The organism is Sporosarcina ureae, from assembly GCF_002082015.1.
In the GTDB taxonomy this organism is placed as follows: domain Bacteria; phylum Bacillota; class Bacilli; order Bacillales_A; family Planococcaceae; genus Sporosarcina; species Sporosarcina ureae_A.
Genome location: NZ_CP015109.1, coordinates 1424634 through 1450748, shown reverse-complemented (window position 1 = coordinate 1450748; position 26115 = coordinate 1424634). Strand labels below are relative to the sequence as shown.

24 protein-coding genes and 1 riboswitch are annotated in these 26115 nt (G+C 40.2%); of the genes, 16 read left to right on the top strand and 8 right to left on the bottom strand.

Annotated elements, in window-relative coordinates:
- The 8 genes from SporoP17a_RS07190 to SporoP17a_RS07155 all read left to right on the top strand — a co-directional run bounded on the left by SporoP17a_RS07190 (position 1) and on the right by SporoP17a_RS07155 (position 9678).
- The gene (locus tag SporoP17a_RS07190; protein ID WP_083034052.1) at positions 1–1515 is read left to right on the top strand and encodes a tripartite tricarboxylate transporter permease; all 1515 of its coding nucleotides are present in this window, start codon (positions 1–3) and stop codon (positions 1513–1515) included.
- Positions 1516–1523: 8 nt separating this feature from the next.
- On the top strand, positions 1524–2915 hold the full coding sequence (locus SporoP17a_RS07185) for an SLC13 family permease (RefSeq protein ID WP_237262401.1): 1392 nt from the start codon (positions 1524–1526) through the stop codon (positions 2913–2915).
- 19 nt (positions 2916–2934) lie between these two features.
- Complete coding sequence (gene prpB, locus SporoP17a_RS07180; RefSeq protein ID WP_083034051.1) at positions 2935–3837, top strand: methylisocitrate lyase; 903 nt, start codon at positions 2935–2937, stop codon at positions 3835–3837.
- A 14-nt stretch (positions 3838–3851) separates the two neighbouring features.
- Positions 3852–4994: a PrpF domain-containing protein gene (locus SporoP17a_RS07175; protein WP_083034050.1), complete on the top strand. Its 1143-nt coding sequence runs from the start codon at positions 3852–3854 to the stop codon at positions 4992–4994.
- A 42-nt stretch (positions 4995–5036) separates the two neighbouring features.
- Positions 5037–7709 (top strand): aconitate hydratase AcnA, encoded by a 2673-nt coding sequence (acnA, locus tag SporoP17a_RS07170; protein WP_083034049.1) that lies wholly within the window; start codon positions 5037–5039, stop codon positions 7707–7709.
- Positions 7710–7848: 139 nt separating this feature from the next.
- Complete coding sequence (locus tag SporoP17a_RS07165; RefSeq protein ID WP_083034048.1) at positions 7849–8400, top strand: biotin transporter BioY; 552 nt, start codon at positions 7849–7851, stop codon at positions 8398–8400.
- 185 nt (positions 8401–8585) lie between these two features.
- Entirely contained in the window at positions 8586–8999 is a 414-nt protein-coding gene (locus SporoP17a_RS07160; RefSeq protein ID WP_083034047.1) for a universal stress protein, read from the top strand.
- 268 nt (positions 9000–9267) lie between these two features.
- The gene (locus SporoP17a_RS07155) at positions 9268–9678 is read left to right on the top strand and encodes a universal stress protein (protein ID WP_083034046.1); all 411 of its coding nucleotides are present in this window, start codon (positions 9268–9270) and stop codon (positions 9676–9678) included.
- A 112-nt stretch (positions 9679–9790) separates the two neighbouring features.
- On the opposite strand, the gene SporoP17a_RS07150 is transcribed toward SporoP17a_RS07155, so the two are convergent.
- From SporoP17a_RS07150 to SporoP17a_RS07140, 3 genes are read right to left on the bottom strand one after another with little or no spacing between them, the layout of a single operon-like run.
- On the bottom strand, positions 9791–10558 hold the full coding sequence (locus SporoP17a_RS07150) for an energy-coupling factor transporter transmembrane component T family protein (protein WP_083034045.1): 768 nt from the start codon (positions 10556–10558) through the stop codon (positions 9791–9793).
- Positions 10536–12002, bottom strand: coding sequence for an ABC transporter ATP-binding protein (locus SporoP17a_RS07145; protein ID WP_083034044.1), 1467 nt, complete (start codon positions 12000–12002; stop codon positions 10536–10538). The genes SporoP17a_RS07150 and SporoP17a_RS07145 overlap by 23 nt, the downstream gene beginning before the upstream one ends.
- A gap of 21 nt (positions 12003–12023) precedes the next feature.
- Positions 12024–12593: an ECF transporter S component gene (locus SporoP17a_RS07140; protein ID WP_257788193.1), complete on the bottom strand. Its 570-nt coding sequence runs from the start codon at positions 12591–12593 to the stop codon at positions 12024–12026.
- A gap of 83 nt (positions 12594–12676) precedes the next feature.
- A riboswitch (TPP riboswitch) is annotated at positions 12677–12788 on the bottom strand.
- A 188-nt stretch (positions 12789–12976) separates the two neighbouring features.
- On the opposite strand from SporoP17a_RS07140, the gene SporoP17a_RS07135 reads away from it, so the two are divergent.
- The 3 genes from SporoP17a_RS07135 to SporoP17a_RS17240 all read left to right on the top strand — a co-directional run bounded on the left by SporoP17a_RS07135 (position 12977) and on the right by SporoP17a_RS17240 (position 15212).
- Positions 12977–13549, top strand: a complete 573-nt coding sequence (locus tag SporoP17a_RS07135) for an exonuclease domain-containing protein (RefSeq protein ID WP_083034043.1) — start codon at positions 12977–12979, stop codon at positions 13547–13549.
- Positions 13550–13706: 157 nt separating this feature from the next.
- Complete coding sequence (locus SporoP17a_RS17250; protein ID WP_335695508.1) at positions 13707–14069, top strand: hypothetical protein; 363 nt, start codon at positions 13707–13709, stop codon at positions 14067–14069.
- 24 nt (positions 14070–14093) lie between these two features.
- Complete coding sequence (locus SporoP17a_RS17240; protein ID WP_420542201.1) at positions 14094–15212, top strand: multicopper oxidase family protein; 1119 nt, start codon at positions 14094–14096, stop codon at positions 15210–15212.
- A 172-nt stretch (positions 15213–15384) separates the two neighbouring features.
- On the opposite strand, the gene SporoP17a_RS07125 is transcribed toward SporoP17a_RS17240, so the two are convergent.
- Positions 15385–17070, bottom strand: a complete 1686-nt coding sequence (locus tag SporoP17a_RS07125; RefSeq protein ID WP_083034042.1) for a methyl-accepting chemotaxis protein — start codon at positions 17068–17070, stop codon at positions 15385–15387.
- 238 nt (positions 17071–17308) lie between these two features.
- Between SporoP17a_RS07125 and SporoP17a_RS07120 the strand changes: the two genes are divergently transcribed.
- Positions 17309–18178, top strand: a complete 870-nt coding sequence (locus SporoP17a_RS07120; protein ID WP_083035935.1) for a YitT family protein — start codon at positions 17309–17311, stop codon at positions 18176–18178.
- 25 nt (positions 18179–18203) lie between these two features.
- Here the strand turns inward: SporoP17a_RS07120 and SporoP17a_RS07115 are convergent, their stop codons facing one another.
- A complete protein-coding gene (locus SporoP17a_RS07115; RefSeq protein ID WP_083034041.1) occupies positions 18204–18764 on the bottom strand; it encodes a recombinase family protein in 561 nt (186 codons plus the stop codon).
- A 105-nt stretch (positions 18765–18869) separates the two neighbouring features.
- On the opposite strand from SporoP17a_RS07115, the gene SporoP17a_RS07110 reads away from it, so the two are divergent.
- Both SporoP17a_RS07110 and SporoP17a_RS07105 read left to right on the top strand, forming a co-directional pair.
- On the top strand, positions 18870–20279 hold the full coding sequence (locus SporoP17a_RS07110; RefSeq protein ID WP_083034040.1) for a SulP family inorganic anion transporter: 1410 nt from the start codon (positions 18870–18872) through the stop codon (positions 20277–20279).
- Positions 20280–20292: 13 nt separating this feature from the next.
- Positions 20293–20706, top strand: a complete 414-nt coding sequence (locus SporoP17a_RS07105) for a universal stress protein (RefSeq protein ID WP_083034039.1) — start codon at positions 20293–20295, stop codon at positions 20704–20706.
- A gap of 126 nt (positions 20707–20832) precedes the next feature.
- Here SporoP17a_RS07105 and SporoP17a_RS07100 read toward each other — a convergent pair whose 3' ends face one another.
- From SporoP17a_RS07100 to SporoP17a_RS07090, 3 genes are all read right to left on the bottom strand, one after another.
- Positions 20833–21780 carry a hypothetical protein gene (locus SporoP17a_RS07100; RefSeq protein WP_083034038.1) on the bottom strand — a complete coding sequence of 316 codons (948 nt, stop codon included), beginning with the start codon at positions 21778–21780 and terminating at the stop codon, positions 20833–20835.
- On the bottom strand, positions 21773–22282 hold the full coding sequence (locus tag SporoP17a_RS07095; protein ID WP_083034037.1) for a sigma-70 family RNA polymerase sigma factor: 510 nt from the start codon (positions 22280–22282) through the stop codon (positions 21773–21775). The genes SporoP17a_RS07100 and SporoP17a_RS07095 overlap by 8 nt, the downstream gene beginning before the upstream one ends.
- A 126-nt stretch (positions 22283–22408) precedes the next feature.
- Complete coding sequence (locus SporoP17a_RS07090) at positions 22409–23185, bottom strand: DUF2935 domain-containing protein (protein WP_083034036.1); 777 nt, start codon at positions 23183–23185, stop codon at positions 22409–22411.
- A gap of 143 nt (positions 23186–23328) precedes the next feature.
- On the opposite strand from SporoP17a_RS07090, the gene nadX reads away from it, so the two are divergent.
- Positions 23329–24111, top strand: coding sequence for an aspartate dehydrogenase (gene nadX / locus SporoP17a_RS07085; RefSeq protein WP_083034035.1), 783 nt, complete (start codon positions 23329–23331; stop codon positions 24109–24111).
- An 813-nt stretch (positions 24112–24924) separates the two neighbouring features.
- Positions 24925–26109, top strand: coding sequence for an AAA family ATPase (locus SporoP17a_RS07075; RefSeq protein WP_083034033.1), 1185 nt, complete (start codon positions 24925–24927; stop codon positions 26107–26109).
- The last annotated feature ends 6 nt before the right edge of the window (positions 26110–26115 follow it).

The window sequence follows — 26115 nt, the reverse complement described above, 5'->3', positions numbered from 1 at the left end:
ATGGGAATAGATGTACAAGCCCTCTTAGATGGGTTTTTAACTACAATTCAACCAATGAACTTATTTTGGATAGCACTCGGAGGGTTCCTCGGGACAGTAGTGGGAATGCTACCTGGTCTTGGACCAGCAACTGCCATTGCCTTGCTGATTCCAATCACATTCGGAATGGAACCAACTAGTGCTTTGATTTTAATGGCTGCTATTTACTACGGTGCAATGTATGGTGGCTCGAGGAGTTCGATCTTACTGAATACACCGGGTGACGGATCAGCAATTGCCGCTACGTTTGATGGCTATCCGATGGCTCAGAAAGGTCAAGCAGGCCAAGCACTTGCAATATCTGCCATCGCTTCGTTAATCGGAGGAGTAATCGCTGTTGTTGGTTTTATTATTCTAGCTAAGCCGCTCGCCAGTTTTGCCCTGCGATTTGGTCCGGCAGAATATTTTTTATTAATGGTTTTCACGCTGTCTGCAATTGTTGCATTGGCAAAAGGACAGATGGTCAAAGGGTTCATCTCGATGTGTATCGGGCTGATGATCAGTACAGTAGGAATTGATTTACAAACTGGGGTCTACCGTTTCACGATGGGCAATGTCCATCTGAGTGAAGGTATTGATTTTCTTGTCGTCATTATCGGTATTTATGCGGTAGGGGAAGTATTATACAATTTCTTATCAATTAATAAACCAGTTGGCGAGAAAAAGTCTGTCGGCAAAATATGGATTACAAAAGAACAGTGGAAGCGGTCTAAGTGGCCAATTATCCGTAATGGTCCTATCGGTTTCTTGATCGGTGTACTTCCTGGAGCAGGCGGTGCCATTGCATCGATGCTAAGTTATTCAATGGAGAAGCAAGTCTCGAAACACCCAGAAGAATTTGGAGAAGGTGCAATTGAGGGGTTGGCCGCACCAGAGTCATCTAACAACGCAGCGGCTGTTGGAGCATTTATCCCGATGCTTGCTATGGGGATCCCAGGCTCAGGAACAACTGCTGTAATCCTAGGTGCGATTGTCATGCTCGGTTTAAAGCCTGGCCCGCTATTGTTTGAGAATAATCCTGATATGGTGTGGACGTTCATCAATAGTATGTTTATCGGTAACTTGTTCCTAGTGATACTAAACATTGCACTTGTCGGAATCCTTGTGAAGATTCTAGATACACCACCACGCGTATTATATCCAGTTATTATGATGCTAGCGTTTATCGGTACCTATACACTTGGTTACAGTACAGTAGACTTCTTGATTTTGATTATCTTCGGTTTCGTAGGTCTATTCATGAAGATGCTGAGATTCCCGGTAGCTCCATTAATTCTAGCGGTTATTGTCGGATCAGACATGGAACAGAACTTCCGAATGAGTTTGATCTCGTATCCAAACGCAATTGGAATTCTTACGGCTTCACCAATTACAATCGCACTTGTTCTTATGACAATTATCTCGCTTGGCTTACCGTTCTTTTCATCTTGGTTAAAGAAACGTAAAGAACAAAAAAATAATAGCGAAGCAATGTAAGTGATTGTATGAAAGTGATGACAAAAAAGAAAAAACTACTATTCAATTTTAGTGTGTTGCTATATATCTTGACGTTCTCCCCTTTAGTGGAGACAACAGAAGTATTACGTGCGATCGCATGCCTCATCATTATCCAAGTTCTTTGGATTGGTGGGGTCTTTCCTTTAGCGTTCAGTTCTTTGTTGTTGATGTTATTGCTTTCTGTACACTTCTTTACTTATGAAGAAACATTGAGCTATTTTGCCTCGGAGATAGTCTGGTTGCTATTTTCGACGTTCATTTTAGCAGGTGCATTCATTGAATCGGGACTCGCTAGCCGCTTATCATTGAAGTTGCTTTCTTTATCTAAAGGTTCAAGCCGGTTGCTAGTGTTTTTCTCATTTGTCTTGATGTTTATCTTGTCGCTGTTTATTCCGTCTAATGTGGGAAAAGCAAGTCTTGTATCATCAGTTTTGGATAGTATCATCAAACATTTGGAAACGATGGGTTCCGTAGAAAAGCTAGCCAAGTCACTGTTTGTCGGCTTGACTCTCATTGTGCCGATATCTGGAGCGGTAGTGGCGACGGGGGCAAGCTCAACGCTGTATGCGTATGGATTGTTGGGCGATATGACAGAGGGTCTCGATTATATGCGTTGGATTTTATATATGGGACCTCCTATTGTTATTTTTTTACTGCTATTATTTCTACTCTTTCTAGTAGTGTTCCCACCTGAGCCGATTGATGGGGCAGAACTTGAAAGAGTACTTGATCAAAAATTACTTGCACTTGGACATATGTCACGCAACGAATGGAAAATTCTTACGATTCTTGGATTAACGGTTGTATTGTGGATGACAGGAAGTTTACATGGTTTTTCTGTTTCTTTAGTCGCATTGTTTGGAGCAGTATTGACTGTGCTTCCAGTTACGGGGATTTGGCAATGGGAGATAGCGAAGAAAAAGATTGGTTGGGACTTACTGCTGTTTTTTGCAGCAACTTTGATGTTATCGAGTATGTTGATTAAGACAGAAGCAGTGAAATGGTTCGCTAGTCAACTGATCAATTGGTTGTCGATGGATTCATATTTCCTGATGGTTTTTTCACTTTTGCTAATTACAGCTTTACTGAGACTGTTTTTTGTCAATGTACTAGGGTTTTTAACAATTATGCTACCAGTAACGTTAGCGATAGGCGAAGCATTCCCCGCGCACGATCCATTGTACTTATCAATGGGGGTATTCTTAATGGGGATCCCAGGCTTTGTTTTGATAACACAATCACCAATACATTTAATCAGTTATGAATATGGTTACTTCACAAAACGTGATTTATTGAGACTCGGTTCAAGTGCATTTGTCATTTGGCTGTTCGTCGTCCTTGCTTCAATTTATGGATACTGGATACTATTTTATTCTTAAAAGAAAAGGGGAATTATAGATGTCATGGTTAGTTCAGGAACAAAAAACACAGAAGGAACTGGCAGGAGAATTTTTGACTGCTATTCGTCAGACTGAAATTTTGAAAATCATGGGTGCGCATGACGGGATGGCGGCTTTAACTGCAAAAAAAGTAGGTTTTGAAGCATTGTATTTATCCGGTGCGGCATTTACCGCTAGCCGTGGTCTGCCTGATCTTGGAATTTTGCATTCACAGGAAGTGGCGGAACGTGCAAGAGAATTAGTGCGTGCAACAAATTTACCTATCCTAGTTGATATTGATACTGGATTTGGTGGTGTGCTAAATGTTGCACGAACAGCCAAAGAAATGGTCGAAGCGAATGTAGCGGCCGTACAAATTGAAGACCAAGATTTGCCGAAAAAATGTGGACATTTAAATGGTAAGAAATTAATTCATGCTGATGAGATGGCAGCGAAGATTCGTGCAATTAAAGAAGTGGCTCCGTCATTAGTAGTAGTGGCAAGAACGGATGCCCTATCCGTTGAAGGACTCGATGCGGCCATTGAAAGAATGAAATTATATGTTGAAGCAGGTGCAGAAGCGTTATTTCCCGAAGCATTGACGACAAAAGAAGAATTCGAGAGAGTAGGAGCTGCATTTAATGTACCGCTGCTGGCTAATATGACAGAGTTTGGACGGACAGAATACTATACAGCTGAAGAATTTCAACACTTCGGTTTTTCAATGGTTATTTATCCGGTTACATCTTTGCGTGCAGCTGCAAAAGCATTTGAAACGGTCTTTCAAGAAATATTTGATAAAGGGACGCAAGTAGATGTGCTTGATCAGATGCAGACACGTCGTGAATTATACGAAACGATAGAGCTGGAGAAATATGAGTCGCTGGATGGAAAAATCGCTAAGACAATCATTCCTGAATGAAGGAGGAACTAGCCGTGAAACAAAAATCTGTGCCGTGTATTGTTTATCGCGGTGGTACGAGTAGAGGTGTGTTCTTTAAGGAAAGTGATTTACCGAAATCGAGGAGTGCGCAAGAACGGATATTCATGTCTGCAATCGATGCATATAACCCTTCCCAAGTAAACGGTCTTGGAGGCGGTACTTCTCATACGAGCAAAGTGATTGTCATTCATGAAACCGATAGTAAACAAGCCTGTCTTGCGTACACATTCTACCAAGTAGGAATTGGGGATGCTATCGTAGATTCAGCAGGAACATGTGGAAACTTAATGGCGGCAGTAGGAGCTTATGCAATCGATGAAGGGCTGGTACAGTTCCCTTCAATTGATGGGGTTTGTGAAGTAATAGTGCTCAATAAAAATATTAACCGTTTGGTGCGGCTTGAAGTGCCTGTAGTAGACGGAGAAGCTCAAGTGGACGGAGACTATTTGATGGCAGGGATTGTACATACAGGCGCAAAGATTAGCGTTTCGATTCTATCGCCGAGCGGTGGTAAAACAGGCACTACATTTCCTGCCGATACGCGTACAGAGTTAGTGATGGGTGGGCAAAAGGTTTTAACGACTATCAGTGATATTGTCAATCCTTTCATTTTTGTACACGCGCATGACTTTGGGTTGAATGGTTCAGAGTCGAATCATATACTCAGTCAAGATCAACATTTGCTCACGCAGCTTGAAACCTTGCGTGCCCAAGGTGCCGTTGCTGCAGGGATGTCTGAAACTATAGATGCCGCTAAGGAAGTGCCATCGATACCGAAGATTGCCCTAGTTGCACCGCCACGCGATTATTTTACTACGTCAGGTATTGAGGTCAAAGCAGAGGAAATTGACATTATAGCTAGAATGATTTCGATGGGGAAATTTCATCGTACATTTGCCGGTAGTGGTCTATACAATTTAGCCTCCACATTATTGATTGATGGCACGATTCCGAATGCATGTTACACGTCCAGCGAGAAGAAACAGCTTCAAAATATACGAATAGGCCATCCTGATGGTATAGCGGAAGTGACTGTAGAATTGACACAAGATGGAAAAGATGTTGCTGCAGTTGGTTTAGACAGGACAGCCAGAAGAATATTTGAGGGACGATGTTATGTACCAAGCTGGCTGTAATTTCGATTGGCTTATTATAGGAGATGAAAGGTGGGGTCCGATATGAATCAGCACTGTGAATGGCATCGCGACACTATGCGTGAAGAGTTGACGATTGAAGGTGAGCAATTCAGCTATGTTTCCATGAAGAAGTTAGAAAGATTTGGTTTCAACGCAATAAATGAATTGCCTTATACCATACGATTGCTACTTGAATCTGCAGTTCGTCATGCCGACGGACAATACATAACAGACGAACATATCGCTGCACTGGCAAATTGGTCAGGTGGGACTGAGGGCCAAGAAGTACCTTTTAAACCAGCGCGAATTGTGTTCCAAGATTTCACAGGAATCCCAGCTATTGTAGATCTAGCCTCTATGCGGGACGCGGTAGCCGCACGTGGTGGCAATCCATTAGTAGTCAATCCGCAAATTCCTGTCGATTTAGTAATCGACCATTCGGTCATTATCGAACACTATGGAAATCAGGCGGCGTTTGAACAAAACCTATCCATTGAATATGAACGAAATGCAGAGCGGTATTCGTTTGTGCGGTGGGCACAGAAAAACTTTGAAAACTTTCATGTCGTACCGCCGGCAAACGGTATTGTGCACCAAGTGAATTTGGAATACTTAGCTACTGGTGTAAGAATAGAAACATACGAGGATAAAAGGTGGTTGTTTCCAGATTCTTTAGTCGGAACAGATTCGCATACTCCAATGATTAACGGAATGGGAATAATAGGTTGGGGTGTTGGTGGAATTGAAGCGGAGTCTGCAATGCTAGGCAAGCCATTATACTTTACGATTCCAGATGTAGTGGGAGTAAATCTAACGGGTTCATTAGCTGAAGGTGTAACAGCAACTGATCTTGCGTTGACAGTTACCCATACTTTACGAAAAAAAGGGGTTGTTGGAAAGTTTGTAGAGTTTTACGGAGAAGGGCTACGCCATATTCCTGTAACTGATCGTGCCACGATAGCTAATATGGCACCTGAATATGGTGCTACAATGAGCTTCTTTCCAACCGATGAGCGAACGATGGAATATCTTCATCAGACAGGTCGTGAGGATGCGGTGCCTTTAGTTGAAGGATATCTACGTGCTCAAAACTTGTTTATGAATGAACAATCTATAACTCCGAGGTTTTCAGAAACGGTGGAGTTGGATTTGTCTACGATCATGCCGACAGTCAGTGGACCGAAAAGACCTCAAGATACAGTAGCGTTGATTGACATGAAGAAGTCGTTTGAGACAATTTTGGCAAAATCAGTTGCTGAAGGTGGATATGGCAGGCAACGTGTGAAATCTGAGAAGAGGATTCAGGACGGTTCTATTGTATTGGCTTCCATTACAAGCTGCACTAATACTTCGAATCCATCTGTCATGGTGGCAGCAGGACTATTAGCTGCACGCGCTATTGAAAAGGGCTTACATGTACCTTCGTTTGTCAAAACGACGTTGACGCCAGGCTCTCGAGTTGTCACACGTTATTTAGAGAAGGCGGATTTACTAACATCGCTAGAGCAACTTGGATTTTTCGTTGATGGCTATGGCTGTGCTACATGTTGTGGCAATAGTGGCTCGCTGACGTTAGAAGCAGAAGAAGCCATAACGGAAAATGATTTAGTCGTGGCGTCTATTTTAAGTGGGAACCGGAATTTCGAAGGGCGCGTACATCCACTAATTCGTGCAAATTATTTAGCTTCACCTCCACTCGTTGTGGCCTATGCATTAGCAGGACGTATCGATATCGACTTTGAAAGCGAACCAATCGGAATAGGAGTAGAAGGACTTCCTGTGTATTTAGCGGACTTATGGCCATCTACAGAAATCGTGCAAGAGGTGATTTCGAAAACGGTTGATTCTTCACTGTTTCGTGAAGAATACGCAGGTGTTTATTCAAATGAAACATGGGAATCGATACCAGCTACAGAAGGTATGCTTTATAACTGGGATCAAGACTCAACGTATATTCAGCGTGCACCATATTTTGATACTATTCATAACACATCCATCACAAAAAGCACAGAGAAGATGATTCCACTGCTGGTGCTGGGAGATTCTATCACAACGGATCACATATCACCGGCAGGGCAAATTCCGATGAATAGTGAGGCGGGCAGATTTTTATCAGAACAAGGAATCAGTCCACGTTCTTACAATAACTATGGCGCCCGCAGGGGGAATCATCATGTGATGGTGCGCGGTACGTTTGCGAATATACGTCTTCGCAACCAGCTCATTCCTGGGGTTGAAGGTGGTTATACAATACACAGGGGTACAGGAGAACAAGTTACAGTATTTGAAGCGGCACAGCGGTATGAAGAAGAACAGCGTAATTTAATTGTTTTGGCAGGGAAAGAGTACGGAACGGGAAGTTCGCGGGATTGGGCAGCAAAAGGAACATCGCTGCTTGGTGTAAAAGTGGTGCTTGCTGAAAGCTTCGAACGCATTCACCGTAGTAATCTAGCAGGCATGGGCGTGCTGCCTCTTCAATTTGTAGAAGGAGAATCTGTGTCTGTGCTTGGTTTGGATGGAACAGAAACATACACGCTCGATGTGGACGATCATGCATTTGTTCCTGGACAGCGTTGTGGTATGACAGCAGTCCGGCAGAACGGTGATGTTATACAATTTACTGTATTACTTAGAATTGATAACATGATGGAAAAAGATGCATATCTGCAAGGTGGTTTATTACCCGCAGTAGCGGAAAGCATGATGGATGAATAAAAGTTCTGAAACCTAGTGACCGATCGCACTACCTAATGAGTAAACTAACCGATAAAAGTTATTGACACATATATTGATATACTATAAAATTAACGTCAACATAACTTATATAATGGTTTACTCAAAGGGGATTAAGGAAATGATGGATTCAAGAAATAAGTTGAAAATGATGATTGTAACCGCGTTATTCGCAGCCATTATTGGCATTATGGCACAGTTAACGATTCCACTCCCACTCGTTCCGATTACAGGTCAAACACTTGCAGTCGGTTTAGCAGCGACGATTTTAGGTTCACGTTATGGAACGATCTCTGTACTAGTATATTTAGCGATGGGAGCGGTAGGCATGCCGGTATTTTCAGGTATGTCCTCAGGGCTAGGTGTAATCTTTGGGCCTACAGGCGGATTTCTGATTGGCTTTATTCCAACCGCATTCATTACGGGTTATTATATGGAACGCACAAGTTTCAATCTCCCCAATGCGATCATCGCCAATATACTCGGAATGTTCGTTGCGTTGGCGTTTGGTACAGTGTGGCTAAAGTTCATTGCGGAACTTTCCTGGACAGCCGCGATCATGGCAGGCTTTGTTCCATTTTTAATTGGTGGCTTCATCAAAGCGTTTCTTGCAGGATGGGCTGGTAGTATAGTGCGAGGCAGATTGCTGGCCAACCGCTTATTGCTCGCATAATTTAATCTTAGATCATGTAAAAACGTTAATTCATATACTATGAGTTAACGTTTTTTTTGGTAGATGTGTAAGTTTAATGTGGTTTTATATTTAAAGGATCAAAAAGAAGTTGGAACACTGAATACTCTAGCATTCTGATATATACTAGTAATGGTAATTACTCTACATTTTAGGGGGCTGTTAGTATGAAAATTGCCGTAGCTGTAGATGGTTCAGAACATGCTTTTCGTGCCGCGAAATATGCACTGACACTTTTAGAGAACGTACAAGACGCAGAGCTCGAAGTGATTTCCGTAACCGACTATAACAAAGTAGAAGATGAACAACTCCTGTTGCAAAATCTTAAAAGTCTATCCTTGTATCAAGATCGAATTGTAAGGCCAGTAGTGGAGTTGGCGGAAGAAGCCGGAGTTAAAACAAAAATCACGCTGTTGCGAGGGAATCCAGATCAAGAAATTATTAATCATTTACAAACGGAAAAAGTTGGACAATTAGTACTTGGTAGCCGTGGAATGAACATAATGCAAGAAGTGGTACTTGGTAGTGTTAGCCGAAGTGTAATGGAGAAAGCAAATTGTCCAGTGACCATCGTCAAGTAAAAGAAGTCGTCATGTAGTCTTGTTTAGTAAGCTTTTATGACGGCTTTTAATGTAGACAGGAATTTTTATTTTATAGGATGCAGATAGTTGGATTTTTGTTAAGTAATTGGTAGAATGGTTTTGGATTGTTAGAACAGATATGTTGTACTGGACTACATGATCCGTGAATAGGGTATAGAACATGAGAATGGAATGTTACGTCGGTGACAGAAGCTGTAAGAAGATCTCAATTAAGAAATGAAAGAAAGTAGTTTTAGGAGGTTTTATCATGAAGATTGCTGTGGCGGTAGATGGCTCAGATAACTCATTACGGGCAACAGATTATGCAATTATGTTAATGCAACAATTTTCTGGGGCAAAACTGGAATTGATCCATGTCGTCGACTTCAATAAAGAAGATGAGCGACTATTAAAACAAAGCCCTAATAGTCTTGATAAGTATCAAAAAAAGAAGTTGCAATCTGCATTGAAGTTAGTGAAAGATAAGGGAATAGTAGCGGAAGTCACAGTACTTCAAGGAAATCCGCACCAGCAAATCATTAAGCATGTCAATAACAATGAAATTGATCACCTCATTCTTAGTAGTCGTGGCTTAAGATTACTTAAAAATTTAGTAATGGGTAGTGTCAGTCAAAAAGTAATCAAACATGTAAACAGCTCTGTCACGATCATTAAATAAATAGTATAAAGCAAAACTGCCATGGCATATCGTTAAGATAGCTATGGCAGTTTTTGAGTTAAAATATGACAAAGTAAGCTACGTAATGTATGGGGTGGTTATCAAATGGTTATCAATAAATCGATAGTAAAAAGGCTGAAGATAAACTACCTATCATGACAAGCAAAAACGCCATATCTATACCATTAAACCGTGTAGTATAATAATACGTCCTCGCAGCTCCCATCTGATATTGTTTTGCTTCCATCGCAACTGCAATACGTTGGGCGCGACGTATACTTTGAGCGAATAAGGGAACGGTATAGGATTGCAATCGCTCATACACCCCTTTAATCCCTTTTGAAAATTGAATATTACGTACTTGTAACGCATTCCTACGAATTTGTAGCTCTTCAGTTACAGCAGGAATTAAGCGAAAAGCCGCAATAAAACTGTACGCATATTTGGAAGGCAGACGGAACTGCTGCATCATAGCATAAAAGAATAGCACGGGTTGGATCGTTAAGATAAACGTAAAGCCAACGAATCCGAATGACAGTGATTTACTTCCGAGCAATAGCGCATGTTGAATACTTTCTTCGGAAATCTTGAGTAACCCCCATTGCCACAACACCGCTTCACCCTTACCGAACAACAACATCGTCAATCCAGTAGACAGGAAAGAAATGACTAACGGAATCGAAAGTATTAAAAGTTTCCTCCGTGAATAGCCGCTGAATACATAAAATAATATTCCGTATAAAATGGCTTGTGAGATAGCAAAAGGTACACTTTGATTTACAAGCGTAATAATCAAGAATACAAAAAATACGATGAATTTTAACGCGGGATTGACTCGGAATAACCAGGTCTCACGTTTAGGTGTGAACCAACTGAACATTCTTCGCACCTCCTGCTTCATTAGCTGTATGCAATACGCCATCTATTACAGTCCAAATAGCTGTGGCGAAGCTCTTTACAATTTCCGTGTCGTGCGTAATCATCAAAATGGTCATACCTTCAGTGCGCAACTGTTCTAGCTTCTCAAGAATGGCGAATGTGTTTCGCGCATCTTGACCGAAAGTAGGCTCATCAAGCAACAAGATATCTGTATCAGGAGTAAGCGCAGTTGCTACACTCAGGCGCCGCTTTTGTCCCGTCGATAGCTGATAAGGATGACGTGAAACAGAATCAGGCAAGTTAAATAATTGTATCAATTCCATCGCATAACGATCGGCATCTGCTTTTGGCATACCGTGCAAAGATACGGTTAACTCTTCCTTAATTGAGTTCGTCACAAATTGTAGTTCAGGGTTTTGAAAGACGAGCGACATACCTTTCGGGAGTTGGTGCTTCTTCTTTTTCCACACAATGGGTACGTCGTTTACTTCGTAGACGCCGTCAGTCCGAAGTAATTGCATGAGTGATAAGAGCAATGTACTTTTACCAGAGCCATTTTCTCCGACAATTGTAATCCAGTCACCAGCCTGTACGGTCGCCTGTTTGACAGAAATTTTCTTCACTCGACCACGATAGCCGTGAAAGTCTTGAATCTGAAGTTTTTCTTGAGATGCAACTGCTTGACGATTTCTCATCATCGATTGAAATGTTTCGGACATTTTATATTTTTCCCATACACCGGGGTACCAAATGCCGTAACGTTCCAGTTCTTCCTGGAAGTTTGCGAAGATCTCTTTAGGTGAACCATCTGCTATCATGTCACCGAGATCATTAAACAGCACAACGCGATCTACCCAATCCGCGATCAAATCAATTTTATGCTCCACGATGATTACGGTTTTATCGGCAGTAGCTTCTTTAATAGAAGTCCAAATTTGTTGCGTGCCTTCCGGATCCAGTAATGCAGATGGTTCATCTAGAAATAACACGTCAGGTTCTAGTAATAAAACAGAAGCCAATGCTAACCGCTGCTTCATACCTTGAGACAGTTCATTGATAGACGTATGGGGGTCTTTTACATGCAAGTCTACACGGTTCAATACTTCTTCAATAAGAGGTGCCATTTCTTCACGCGGCACATGAAGATTTTCTAACACGAATGCGAGTTCTTCATCTACATAGGTCATGCAGAATTGTGTATCCGGGTCTTGGAAAACAAATCCCCACGAGTCAGGTAACTGAATCTCTTTTGCTTTCATTGGCAGTTCGATAGAATTTGGTATAATCCCGCTCAATACTTGGAGTAAAGTAGATTTCCCACAACCGCTAGGACCCAGCATGAGAACTTTTTCACCAGGCTGAACAGAGAAGGAGAAGTCTTTAAAAAGCAAAGCATCTTCTCCTGGAAACTTTAGCCGTAAATCGGTAACGCCGATGTTATTCATAGTTGGATCATTCCTCCGCGTTTACTGATCAAGCAACGTATATTCTTTCTTATCAACAGGTCGAATTAACGACGTCACGCCTGTTGCTTCTAGCGCTCTTACAATAAGTACAGCGAAAATACCCGTAAAGATGAATGCGCTGATTGCACGTAATCCATATTTCACAATGAGTGCCCATGTTTCGAGTGCAGCATACCCATAAATTAAATCAAGACCAAAACTTGCAAAGCATGAAGCAATTCCTGCTAGCCCAGCAATTAAAATGGAATAGCGTTTATAACGAAATGCAGCGAATAGTAATTCTGCAGCCAGTCCTTGTACGAATCCGTACATTAATACTTCAATACCATGACCAGCAAATGCAGACAATGAAGCCCCTGCAAGACTAGCGATGAGTGCAGTACCAGGCTTCCGCAATAATAAAAAGGCGAACGGCCCTACCATGAACCACATACCGTAAAGCAATTGACGCGCGACAGGCATGATCGGTTTTATGACAGTATATAAATCATCCCAAAACTTCATCAACACTCCAAAGACCACGCCAATCATGATGGTGATCAATAAATCGGTAAACTTTAACTTCTTCAAATTCTTCCACTCCCTCTTATTTTACTATACGAAAAAGCCGTCTGAAGAGCAGACGGCCGAGGAAGGAAAGAGATTCCTGTATAAATTCCATCGATCACGCTCTCTACGCTGGCATTACCCAGATCAGATTAACGGTCAGCAGTGGATTGATCTGCTATCTCAGCCTGATTCTCTCAAGCACCCGTACGGACAATTATGTAAGCAATCCTATTATACAGCACTCCAATTTGTCTGGCAACCACTTCAAATAGTAGATGGCGTGCTAATGACAATGCGAGTTAATTTCGTTACAGTTTGTTGAAATCCTGATATACTAATAGGATATAAATTGATCCTAATCGCGTGCAATATACGAATTTAAATAGAGTTAAAGGAGTTTTTACATGACGAAACATATAGCGTTCATTGACGTAGAAACTACAGGTATGAGAGCAGAGGCAAGCGATGTAATTGAATTTGGTGTCATGCTTGGCGAATATGATAATAACCGGATCGTTCGGGTGTCCGATGAGTATTGTGAGTTTCAAGAGCCGTTCTATTCTATAACGCCGATGATCACAAATCTAACTGGCATCACCGATCAGATGGTAAGGGGAAAGTCGCTCGACATGGACAGAATTCTATCCATACTCGATCGGGCAGACGGAATTGTGGCGCATAATGCTTCATTTGACAGAGGCTTTGTCAGTAGACTATTACCGGAAACTCTCGACATGGACTGGTATTGTTCTGTCAGACAAATTAAATGGAAAAATTATGGCTTTGAGAATGGTAAGCTTCAACAATTACTAAGAGCGCATCGGATTCAAGTACAGAACGCACACAGGGCACTTGATGATGCGAAAAACTTAGCATTGCTACTGAACTCATCGAATCCGAACCTTGAGGATGATACGTTTATATCCTACCTGTTGAATAAAGCACCGATGAAAAAACCATCTAGATCTAGATTTTAATTACAAAGTGAGGGATACCAGGATAGTAATATACCCGGGTATCCTTTTTGTGTGTAGAAAATTTCATTTACACGACCATAAGTATGGAATGTGCATAGTTTTTCCACATGTATCAGCTATACTACCCTTGATGACAATAGATAAAGGGGATATTTAGATGAGTAGAAAAAAGCAAGTTGTTATATTCTCATTGTGTGCATTATTGATCAGTGGATGCAGTAGTGATGTGCAATCGAATGAACAGAGTAATGAACATATGATGAACCAGACTAGCAATGAACAGCATTCTATGATGGATGGTTCGACAATGGGTAATGGACATATGAGCCATGATAATGTAGTGAGATTAAAAGATTCGACTGGTGAGAATGAAATAAACATCCCACCCTTATTAACTAGTGAAACGACAGTAGGTACCGAATATACTGTTAAGGCACAAAAGGGAAGCGTGAATATACTTGATAATGTGACTACAGAAACTTTAGGATATAACGGAGATTTATTAGGACCTGTTCTATAATTTACAAAAGGTGAAACTGTAAAAATAAATACGATAAATGAATTAGATGAAGAAACAACATTTCATTGGCATGGTTTAGAAGTGTCTGGCGAAGCAGATGGCGGACCACATAAAACACTCAGTCCAGGTGAAGAAGAGACAATAGAATTTGAAGTCACACAAGAGGCGGCTACTTTATGGTTTCATCCCCATCCAGAGGGCAAGACATCTGAACAAGTATATAAAGGCTTAGCAGGACTGATTTATATTGAAGATTCTAATTCAGCCGAGTTAGAAATTCCTAAACAATATGGAGAGAATGACATTCCTTTAGTTTTCCAAGACCGGATTTTCGATGACCAACATCAATTAGATTATAAAGCTGTGATGAATAAGGATGGGACGATAGGTGATACATTATTAGTTAACGGCACAGTAAATCCCGTATTAAAAGTAGGGAAAGAACAAGTGCGTCTTCGCTTGCTGAACGGATCGAATGCGAGGAACTTCACATTCAAGCTAAATAAGGGTGAATCGTTTGTTCAAATCGCGACAGATGGCGGCTTTTTGAATGAACCCGTCACATTGAACGAAGTTACCTTGACACCAGCAGAACGAGCAGAAATTATCATTGATTTTTCACAGCTCAATTCGCTAAATGATTTATCATTAATTAATGAAGATGGATCCATCCTTCTACCGTTTGAAGTATTAGATCAAGAGGTAGCGAGTACACAAGCAGTGAAACAGTTGAATGAGTTTTCTGTGACAGATGAAGAAAAAGCTATGCCGGTCACAAAAAACATTGAACTGTTTGGCATGATGGATCATGTGACAATCAATGGAAAGAAATTCGATCCTCAAAGAATTGATTTCACACAAGAGCAAGGTGTCACTGAGGTGTGGGAAATCTACAATAAGAAAGATATGATGGGTGGTATGATTCATCCATTCCATATTCACGGTACCCAATTTAAAATACTCTCAAGAGATGGTGTGGAACCAAAGGAAAACGAAAGAGGTTGGAAAGACACTGTTTCTGTTCATCCGGGAGAAAAAGTGAAAATCGCTATACAATTCAAACATAAAGGTGTCTATATGTTCCATTGTCATATTTTAGAACATGAAGACAATGGAATGATGGGACAAATAGAAGTAAAGTAAAAGTAATAGACCGACTTTTCGTTGTTTAATTGATTAATATGCATCCGATGGAAAGCAAAGAGTATTTGGATTACCGTTAGCGGAATATCCTAAATGGGTTGTGGAAAGCGAACTATCTGAAATAAAGTACATGAAGAAAAAGCGTCTGCACAATAGCAGACGCTTTTTCTTTCTATAAGGTAAACTTTCGGACAAGATTATTAAGTTCTTCAGCCAATTGGGCCAAATCATTAGAATTACTCGCTATTTCCTCCATAGCGCTACTTGCTTGTTGGGAAGAAGCTGATGTTTGTTCAACTCCCGCAGCAGATTCTTCAGTAATTGCAGCAATCTCTTCGATCGAACCGCTCATTTCCTGACTTGTTTCAGATATGTTTTGCAGGTCATTAGAAATAGTCTGTATACGTGTGACCATTTCAGTTACAGAAGCACTGATCTTATGGAATGTTTCGCCCGTACGTTCAATTTGATTTGTGCCTTCTTCAACTTCTTTATAACCTTCACGCAAAGAATTTGTTACTGAACTAGATTCGCTTTGAATTTTATTGACGATTTCAGTGATGTTCGTAACAGATTCAGAAGATTGTTCTGCAAGAGTTCGTACTTCATCGGCTACAACTGCAAACCCTTTACCGTGTTCACCAGCACGTGCAGCTTCGATTGCTGCATTCAATGCTAATAAGTTAGTTTGCGCTGCAATATTTTGTATCACAGCTACGAGTTGGGAAATATTCTGAGTATGCTTGTCCAATCCTTCAACATTTACAACTGCATCATGAACAATCTGATCGATAACTTTCATCTGCTTAGAAGAAGTATTCATCGCTTCGCTTCCCGTGTTTGTCATCGAAAGTACTTCATTTGATGACTGGTGAATATAAGTACCGTTTTCATTGGCATCCATTATTCTTGCAACAAAATTTTCCATTGAGGTTGATAAGCTACTTGCATTGGTAGCTTGCGATTCTGTGCCGTATGCCAGATCTTCCATAGTTGTAGCGATTTGTGCTGTACCTGCTTTAATTTCACCCGCAGACTGTGTCAATTCTTCACTTTGAGAAGAAACTGTTTGAGCCACGATGTGAATTTCATCCAATAGATTATGTGTATTGCTACTCATTTCATTTGTAGATTCGATCAGTTGTCCAATTTCATCTTGTAACTTCGTCTCTAAAGGTGGACTACTTAAATCTCCCATTGCAATTAATTTCATGCGCTCCATAACAGTGTGAAGTGGTTTAGATATTGAATTTGCAGTGAATAAAGCAACCGCCAAGCTTAAAAGAATGACTAGTAGAATGATGGTAGTAACTAAAACCAAGGTGTTGTTTCCACTGGAAAGTAAATTCTTTTCAATATCAATAATAATCATTTCTCGATTTTGCGCAGCTTCTTCATACGAAGTCATTAATTCGCGTGCGTCATCATTAACTGCCAATAGATTACGTTCTGCTAGCTCTTTGTTACCGCGTGCATGTTCAGCGAATACATTCTCTGAGACGTACTCACGCCATTCAACAGTTCTTCGAATTAAATCCATTGTTTCCTCGGAAGTTCCTATCTTTTTAATAGTAGCTTGATGCATTTCACTATCTTCTGTATATGTATCAAATAACTCTTTATAACTTGCTTCCCCTGTCAGAATAAATCCTCTCGAACTAGAAATTCGGTTTGCCATATCAAGCGATAGCTGCTCATCTGCAATCAATAGCGGCAATTCTTTTTCTAGAATATTTCTCGTTGCTTCGTTATTCGCATGAAGTGTAGAGAAAATAAATAAGCCAAGTAAAATAATTAGTACTACAACTATGGAAAAACCGGTCAATAGTTTTCCTCGGATGCTTTTGAACGTAAACATGATCTATCATGCCTCCTAATAATTTAATTGAGTATAGATACTTTTAACTATAACTGCTATTATGCTCGTAGTCTACTAATAGTTATTTAGACTACTATTTATATTAATGTTATCGTAGAAAAGTTTTAGTTAGGATAGTTGATGCAGGAAAATAATAATTAGCGGAATAGATTAGGTGGGAAAAAGGGTATAGTAAACATGGATAATGGTGTTCATTCATAATGAAGGAAGTGAGAAAATGAAAGTAATTACTAAACAAACGCATAATAAGTTGCGTTTTGTATTCCAAGCCTTTTTCGTTATGTTGGGTGCATTAATCACAGCGTACGGACTTGAGTCGGTTCTAATACCCAATAATGTATCTGATGGCGGTGTAACTGGATTAAGTATCGTTGGTTCCAAGGTTTTTGGACTTTCGTTAGGGCTTTTAATTGCGGTTTTAAATATACCGTTTATTTTTCTCGGCTATAAGCAGATAGGTAAGCGTTTTGCGGTACTATCGGTAGTTGGTATCGTATCACTTAGTACTAGTACAAGTTTAATGCATCACATACCTACTATTGTAGAGGGTGATACGTTACTGGTGACAGTTGTTGGGGGCATCATTATCGGAGTAGGTATAGGAATGGCTTTGCGTAATGGAGGAGCACTAGATGGCATCGATATGCTGGCAGTACTACTATCTAGAAAGTTACCTTTTGGAACGAGTGACTTAATTTTATTTCTTAATGTATTTGTCTTTATTATCGTATCTACAGTATTTGGTTTAACGGGTGCTATTATGTCAGCTATCGCTTATTTTATTGCTTCTAAGGTGATCTCTATAATGGAGGTAGGGTTTAGTGGATCAAAATCTTTTAAAATTGTAACGGATAAACCCGAAAAAATGGTAAAAGCAATACATGAGGATATTGGTCGCGCGGCTACGTATCAAGTGGTGAGAGGTAGTCATACAAGTAAGCAATACGTAGAAATCACATGTATCGTGCACCGGTTAGAAGATAATAAAATGAAGGAAGTAATACGTGACGTGGATAAACGGGCATTTGTCGCAGTTTACGACGTGTCAGAAATTAAAAGAGGGGACTTTGGTGGGAGCCAGTCATGATAACAAAAGTAGTCGGATGTAGATGTTATTTATCATCCGACGTTGTTGAGGCTCGTTCATCCAAGTAACGATAAAGCGTTGATTTACTGATCCCGGTCGCTTCTTTGATCTCGTACAACGAAAAATCTTTACTATCATACATCTCAAAAGCAAGTTGCAAATTTACATCAGATTTTCGTGGGCGACCGATTGATTTACCTTCCTGCTTGGCAGCTTGCAAGGTGAAAGTAGAAGAATGACTTAAGAATATAGATTGTAAACTAGTAAAAAACTCAATATTTTGAAGTAGTGTAGCATTCATCATCGATTGATTAGTTAACTCATCGTCGACAAAATAAATCATCAGCTGATCCCGTTCTGCTAATCGTAAAATATCAAGAAACTGCTGAAGCGAGTCAGCTAATACTTCAATGTTTTGAACGTACAATTCATCCCCATTTTGTATTTGCATAAATAAGCGTTCAAGTTCTGTTCTTTTTTTGGCTAAGCCATGTGCCTCTATGTAAACTTCATCTGTTATTAGACTGGTTAACTGACTAGTTGCTTGTTGATCAGATACGGTCGGCCGTATATATCCATACTTCATCTATTCATTCCTTTCCTCCCAAAACCATTCACTTATGGGACTGTAAATGTTATGCTATTTACATTCTAACATGGAAAATGACTGACATCATGAGAGGGGAACAATATGCAAACATTACAACAACAATGGTTCGGGAATGTGCGAGCGGATATATTGGCAGGGATTGTCGTAGGATTGGCGCTCATTCCGGAAGCATTAGCTTTTGCGTTTATCGTGGGTGTCGATCCGCGTGTAGCGTTATATGCATCATTTACTATTGCAGTTATAACTGCGTTTGTGGGAGGTCGTCCAGGTCTGATATCTGCCGCAACAGGTGCAATGGCTCTAGTACTCGTCAGTTTAATGGCCAATCACGGTCTTGAATATGTGCTGGCAGCAACTATTTTAACAGGTATAATACAATTAATTCTAGGCTCATTAGGAGTCGCGAATCTAATGCGCTTCATTCCGAATTCGGTCATGCTTGGGTTCGTCAATGCGCTTGGAATAATGATTTTCATTACGCAATTACCGTACTTGGTTGGTGCTGGTACGATGACATATGTATTCGCCATTGCGACACTAATATTGGTATATGCGGTACCACGTTTTTTCACAGCTATACCCGCTCCACTGATCGCCATTGTCGTCATGACGGCGATTGCATTATTTAGTGGTGTGAAGTTGCAGTCAATCGGTGATTTAGGGACGATGCCGAGCTCATTGCCGACATTTTTTTTCCCTGATATTCCGTTGCACTTTGAAACATTGAAGATTATTTTACCGTATTCATTAGCTTTATCAATTGTTGGTTTACTGGAATCGTTGCTAACATCACAGGTGTTGGATGATATAACAGATACTCCGAGTAATAAAAACCGTGAAGCACGCGGACAGGGTATTGCCAACTTCATCACTGGATTTTTCGGAGGTATGGCAGGTTGTGCATTGATAGGCCAATCGGTGATCAATATGAAGTCGGGGGGCAGAGGGCGTTTGTCCACGCTGACCGCAGGAGTATTCTTGATGTTCTTGATTATTGTACTGGGAGATGTAGTCGTTAAAATTCCGATGCCAGTTCTCGCTGGGGTCATGGTTATGGTAGCTGCGACAACATTTAATTGGGGTTCGTTTAAGTTCTTGCGCTCTGCACCACGTTCAGAGTCTGTAGTGATGCTTGTTACAGTGGCTATCATCTTATATACGCATAACTTGGCAATTGGCGTGGTTATTGGAGTTATTCTAAGTGCATTATTCTTTGTAGCGAAGATTTCACGCGTGACTGTAACCAATCACGATGGAGTCTATAAAATCCAAGGACCGCTATTCTTTGCTTCCACAACAAAATTCATTCAAGCTTTTGATCATGTGAATGAAAAGAGGATCACGATCGACTTTGAAAATAGCCAGTTGTGGGATGAATCTGCTGTAGCTGCTATTTTTAAAGTTGTGAGCAAATTAGAAAGCAGGGGGATCAACGTCACGATGCGGGGGTTAAATTCCTCGAGCCAACAACTGTATGAAAAATTATTGTGAAGGAGTGAATAGTATGAAGATAGCTGTAGCAATTGATGGATCAGAAAATGCAATGCGTGCTGCGAAACACGCAATAATGCTGGCGGAGTATTTACCTAAAGTCACGTTAGAAGTTATCTATGTCCAGGATTATAACAAAGCCAAAGATGAACGTTTATTATCGCAAAGCCCTGAAAGTCTATCATTAAAACGTGAGCAAAAATTACATCCGATTTTAGCGATGGCCAAGGAAGTCGCGGTCGATGCTAAAGTGATCATGCTAAAAGGCAATCCCAGTCAGGAAATCATTCAGTATGTCAATGAAAAGAAAATTGATAAACTAGTGATCGGCAGTCGTGGATTGAATACTATTCAGGAAATGGTACTTGGTAGTGTCAGTCATAAAGTAATGAAACATGTTGATTGTCCTGTGACGGTGGTAAAATAAAACTCACTTACTTACTCAGATAAGTATAGAGCGTTTTTAAGTATATTGACTTCCAATGTATATATCTAGTGAAGTAATGAGTTACGTGAAGAAACGGTAGTCCTTTAAAATTGGACTACCGCTTTTTCATTTTTCATATTCATTCCATTTGATTATGTCATGGAATCTTGTCGGACGCTCTTGCTGAGTGATAGCGTATGAAAGTGGATCAAAAGTAATTTCAATATGCATATCAGGTTGAATACCATCAAAGGATTCGCTGGAGTCGAACCAGGCCGATTCATAAGCTGCCTCTATTATTTCATCCGTAGATAGACCCTCATAATCTTTTGGTTCAAGCCCTAACACAAGCAATACTTGTCCTTGATCTGCAGATGCTACCACGCCATCTAACTTCTGAGTTCGAAACTTTTCCGTTAAATCTGGAATGGATTTCTTCTCCATGAATGCTGTGATGACTTGTTGATGCTCTTTTTGGAAAGCGTCTAGTATTTGTCGTTGGGTTGTTTTGTCTTTTGATTTATTACGTTCGAGCCAGTTCATTGCATTTGTGTGTCGCTGAGTATAAGTCAAAATGATTTTAAAGTATTGGTCATAATTGTAGCCGAACTTTTCCATTTGGGTTACTTCAATTTTTTTTGCTTGTTCTTCTGTAAAGTCATCAAAAAATGTTTGCTGTTGCTCATTAACTATTGTATTGATTTCCTCTAAATCTTCTTTGTAGCCTTGGGAAGCTGCGTAACCCATAACAGAATCAATTTCTAGAATACTTTGAAAGACTCTGTACCGTAATTCATCGGACTCCCCTTGATCAAGCCGCTCGCTTTTAAGCATGAGATCATATAATGTCTCGTCTATTTTATATGCGCTACCATTTGTGCTAGTAGAACCGTTTTGTAATACATTGAACGTGATAAATGCTATAGCAGCTAAAACAATAGCTGAAGCAACTAGTGGAAGTGGATTTCTCCTTTTACGTTTACGTCCATCGTAAAGGACTCGTTGCTTTAATTCTTCTTTATCATTGAAAACGTCTCCCGCCGCAGCGTCTAAACTTTTTTTCACCTTATTCAATGGAAAGCACCTCCCAATAATCAGCTGACAGTTTATCTTTTAACAAAATACGTGCTTTGGTCATTCTCGTTTTCACGGTGTTTTCCGACAGATCAAGAAACGCAGCAATCTCTCGCATAGTTAGTTCTTCGTAATAATAAAACAGTATAATTTCTCGATATTTTATAGGTAATGCCAATATAGCAGAAGCAATCACAGACTTTTCTTCTTTTAGAATCAATCGATCATGTTCAGTATGTATGGTTTCTACCAACTCTTTATTGAATTTCAAATGTCTGAATGACCAGCTTCGCAAATAATCCTTACAACGGTTGACTGTTAGTTTCGTTAAATAAGCGCGTAACTTTCCTCGTTCTTGATAGTTCGATTTCTCGTAAAATGAAATGAACACCTCCTGGACGATATCCTTCGCCAGTTCATGGTCACGTAAATAGAAGTAGGCCATTTTCAATAAATGTTCCCCGTATTGATCCATAACCTGTTCCAGTTCCACGGAATCCATTCCCACCACCGCCTCTCTACTACTATAACGAAGCTTGAGGAAGAATAGTTTTACTGTAGTAGAATTTCATGTGATGAATATAAAAAACATGACAAGGAAATATATCTCGTCATGTTTTCGTGTGATTTAGTTAACCACTTGATCCTCAAGATTTTTCCACAGATGATGCGCTTCTCTCGCAATATGCTCTAACAAATCAGGCGGGGCAGTCGTAACCGCGGCACAGGCTTTGATCAGTTCACTTAATTCCAACTTAAAAGCTTCCAGTGCCTTTGCTTCTTTGATCACCATTTGATTGAATGTATTCAACACGGGTGGAACTTCATTGCGTGGTCTACGAATGATAGTTTTCAAAGATTGAGCCTGTAACAGGAGGTTTTCAAACTTCCTTGTCATTGCACGCACTTGATCATGTAATTCATAGTTCGAAGCATCTACGTAATGACTGATAAAGATAAGGTGGTCGAGCATTTGACGAAGCCAAAAGTTGTTCTCATGCAGTGTCGCATCGGCTGGCGTAATGTAAGAGTTCGTTTCAATTAATTTGAACACACGCTCTGCTTCTTCAGCTTCTCGAATCATGTGATCCAGAAGGGAAGTAGGAGTTGAAATAATAACGTCGCAATGCAATGCGCGATCCATCGTGTGAATTAGTAGATCAGCGAATTCTTTTGTAGAGCTTTTTGCCTCATCGATAATTAATCCGATATCGCCAGTTTTGGATTCAGTCTTTTTAAAGATTTTTCCCATGCGGTCAATCATTTCTTGATTGGCGCGTGCTAATTCCAGCTCGTGGTGACTGATTTCTCGATCGAAAAACTCTCCATGTTCGAAGTTATTACGCACCCAAAAATCGATAAGACCGTACGTATCTCGTTCGTAATTATCTGTATAACTAGCCATCCCTACATACCCCCTAGTTTATCTATCTAAATCCGTATCATCTTATTCCGTCCTTGTGTCGTTTATGTATGGGAAGGGTATGGTAATAGAAAGTCAGCTATTTCTTGGAATAGTATATATACTGATGAAAGAGGTGTTGTAAAATGAAAATCGGCATAATTGGAACTGGCAATATTGCGCAGTATCTATTAGAAAGTATCAATAGGAATGGCAAAGTAGACGCTGAAATTGTCTCGATATTCGGACGTAATCAAAAAGTAGGACCTAGGCTAGAATCACAGTATAGCGCAAAGTTCTATACAAACTTTCAGGAGTTCATTCAATCACCTGTCGATGTAGTCGTGGAAGCTGCAACGGTGGGAGTGGCGATGGAGCATATGGAAGAAGTGCTGGACAATAAGAAAGACTTGATATTGAGTAGTATCGGGGCACTTAAAGATGTCGGGTTTTTGAATGAAATGAAAGAAGTCGCACGGCAGAATCAGCAACATATTTATCTACCTTCAGGGGCGATTGGTGGACTGGATCTTCTACAATCAGCCAACTCATTGGGTGGATTAAAAGAAGTACGGATTACAACTAGGAAGTCCTACCAATCACTGGGACTGGATGTGAAATATGTAGAAGAATGCATTTTTGATGGTGCAGCAATAGATGCTATTGAAAAGTTTCCTAAAAACGTCAATGTGGCATTATTATTATCGATTGCAGGACTTGGCGCGGATAAGACGGCAGTACGCGTTATAGCGGACCCGAAAGTTCAACAAAACACACATACTATTGAAGCAAAAGGTGATTTCGGTAACATGAATTTAGTAATTGAAAATGAACCCATGCCAAATAACCCTAAAACAAGCTATCTGGCGGCATTGAGTATAGTATCTACTTTACAAAATCGAGGGAATGCGATTACCGTCGGAAGCTGACTAAATAGAGGTGTTTCATGTGTTTGGAGACAAAAGAAGAAACAGAGAAGCGATTCTATGTGAAATCAACAGATGACCTCCTGTCACTTGGTCGAATAACTGTTTTAGTTGATCGGAATACGGCTGTAAACTATCTTCATGCGTGGCTTGAGCCAAGCGAACAACGTAGGGTTCGCTTGGCCGTATTTCTGTGTACTTTGCAGAAATTAAGGCACCTGTCCAAGGTCTCAAGACGCACGCTGATCCCTCAGGAGTCGGCCTTTCTCCGTTTCGGTACACTCTGTTACTCTAAAAAAATATATAAAAATATTTACTGATAAGAACAGAAATAAAGCGTAAAGGACATTCCCTTTACGTTTTTTCTGTTCTGCCTCAACCTCTTTTGTTATCACGGTATTTAACTTATCGAGATACGCGAATCATTTCTACTTCGAACCTGTAGTTATCGTTTTACTTTTCTAAGTTTATTTTGAGTTTTACTTTAGAAGCAGGTGTGACGACATCATTTTTTCTTCATGACTTATTATGACAACATGAGTACTTTTACTTTCAATCGACATCTTGCATTCAGAAAGTACTTGTGTGAGGAGTTAATCAAGATTAAAAGGGGTAAGAGAAGTAGACAGGTTACGATACATGATTACTAAATCCAAAGCTCTAACTATGTATATAACGTTAGACAAGAATACAAGGTGGATTCGTACATGAGTGATGAAAGAATTACGGCATGAGCGGTTAAAATCTTCATATTACAGTCACACTGTTACATAAAGAGAACGATAATTCGCTATTATGATTTGAGGAGATGTCTATATGGATACGAATATAAAGAAGTTACATGAAATAAAAAAGGCATTAAACGCAAAGTTTTTTGAACGTGAAAACGAAGTAGAAGGAATTTTAGTAGCTCTCCTTTCTAAACAGCATATGTTGATGATTGGGCCAGCGGGGACAGCGAAATCAGCATTATCAGTGGAGTTGGCAAAGATCGTCAATGGTACGTCTTATTTTCAATGGTTATTGACAAGATTCAGTACCCCAGAAGAAGTATTCGGACCATTGTCGTTAAAAGATTTAGAAGAAGGCGTATATAAGCGCAATACTGCTACGAAAATGCCGGAAGCACATTTGGTGTTTTTGGATGAAATTTTCAAAGCAAACTCTGCAATATTAAACAGTTTATTGACTTTAATTAACGAAAGACTATTTTATAATGATGGACAACCTATTGAAGCCCCATTAATGTCGGTAATTGGTGCGTCTAACGAATATCCTGAAGAAGGAGAAGGGCTCGAAGCATTATTTGACCGCTTCCTGTTACGTTTCGAAATTAATTTCATTGCGGATGAATCAAACTTTGTATCGATGATGAAAGATGAAGGTGAACATGTCGACATTCCGACGATGCATCTGGATGACTTAGTGCAACTTCAACAGATGACCAGCGGAGTGCATATTCCTGATGAAGTATATGAGACATTATCTACAATCCGAAGAGAACTTCAAGACGAAGGAATTCAGCCGTCCGATCGTCGATTCAAACAATCTTTGGGTATTTTACAAGCGAGAGCCTTGATCCATCAAAGAGAGTCTGTACAGACGGATGATCTGGTGATTCTTGAGAATGCACTCTGGGAGACTTTGGATCAAAAAGAGACTGTTTGCAACATTGTTCGTAAACATTCACAAGATGGTATAGCACAACGGCTTTCGGCCATTGAAAACGAAGCGAATGAAATCTATGATTCCGCGGTACGTGATCAGTCAACTGAAGCAGGTATGGAAGCAGTGCAGAAAATTTCTGCCTTATCAACAGAGTTAGATGAGTTAAAAGAAAAAAATAGAAGCCGTGCGGCTGAAGTAGACCACTTACAAGAACAAATTAATTCCTTGAAAAAAGAAGTAGAAAGTAGTCGTATGGATGCGGCTTACTATGGCGAAACAAATGAAAAGACGGATGGAAATGGTGAGCAACATGGAGTCTTCTTCAGAATGTAAAAGGAG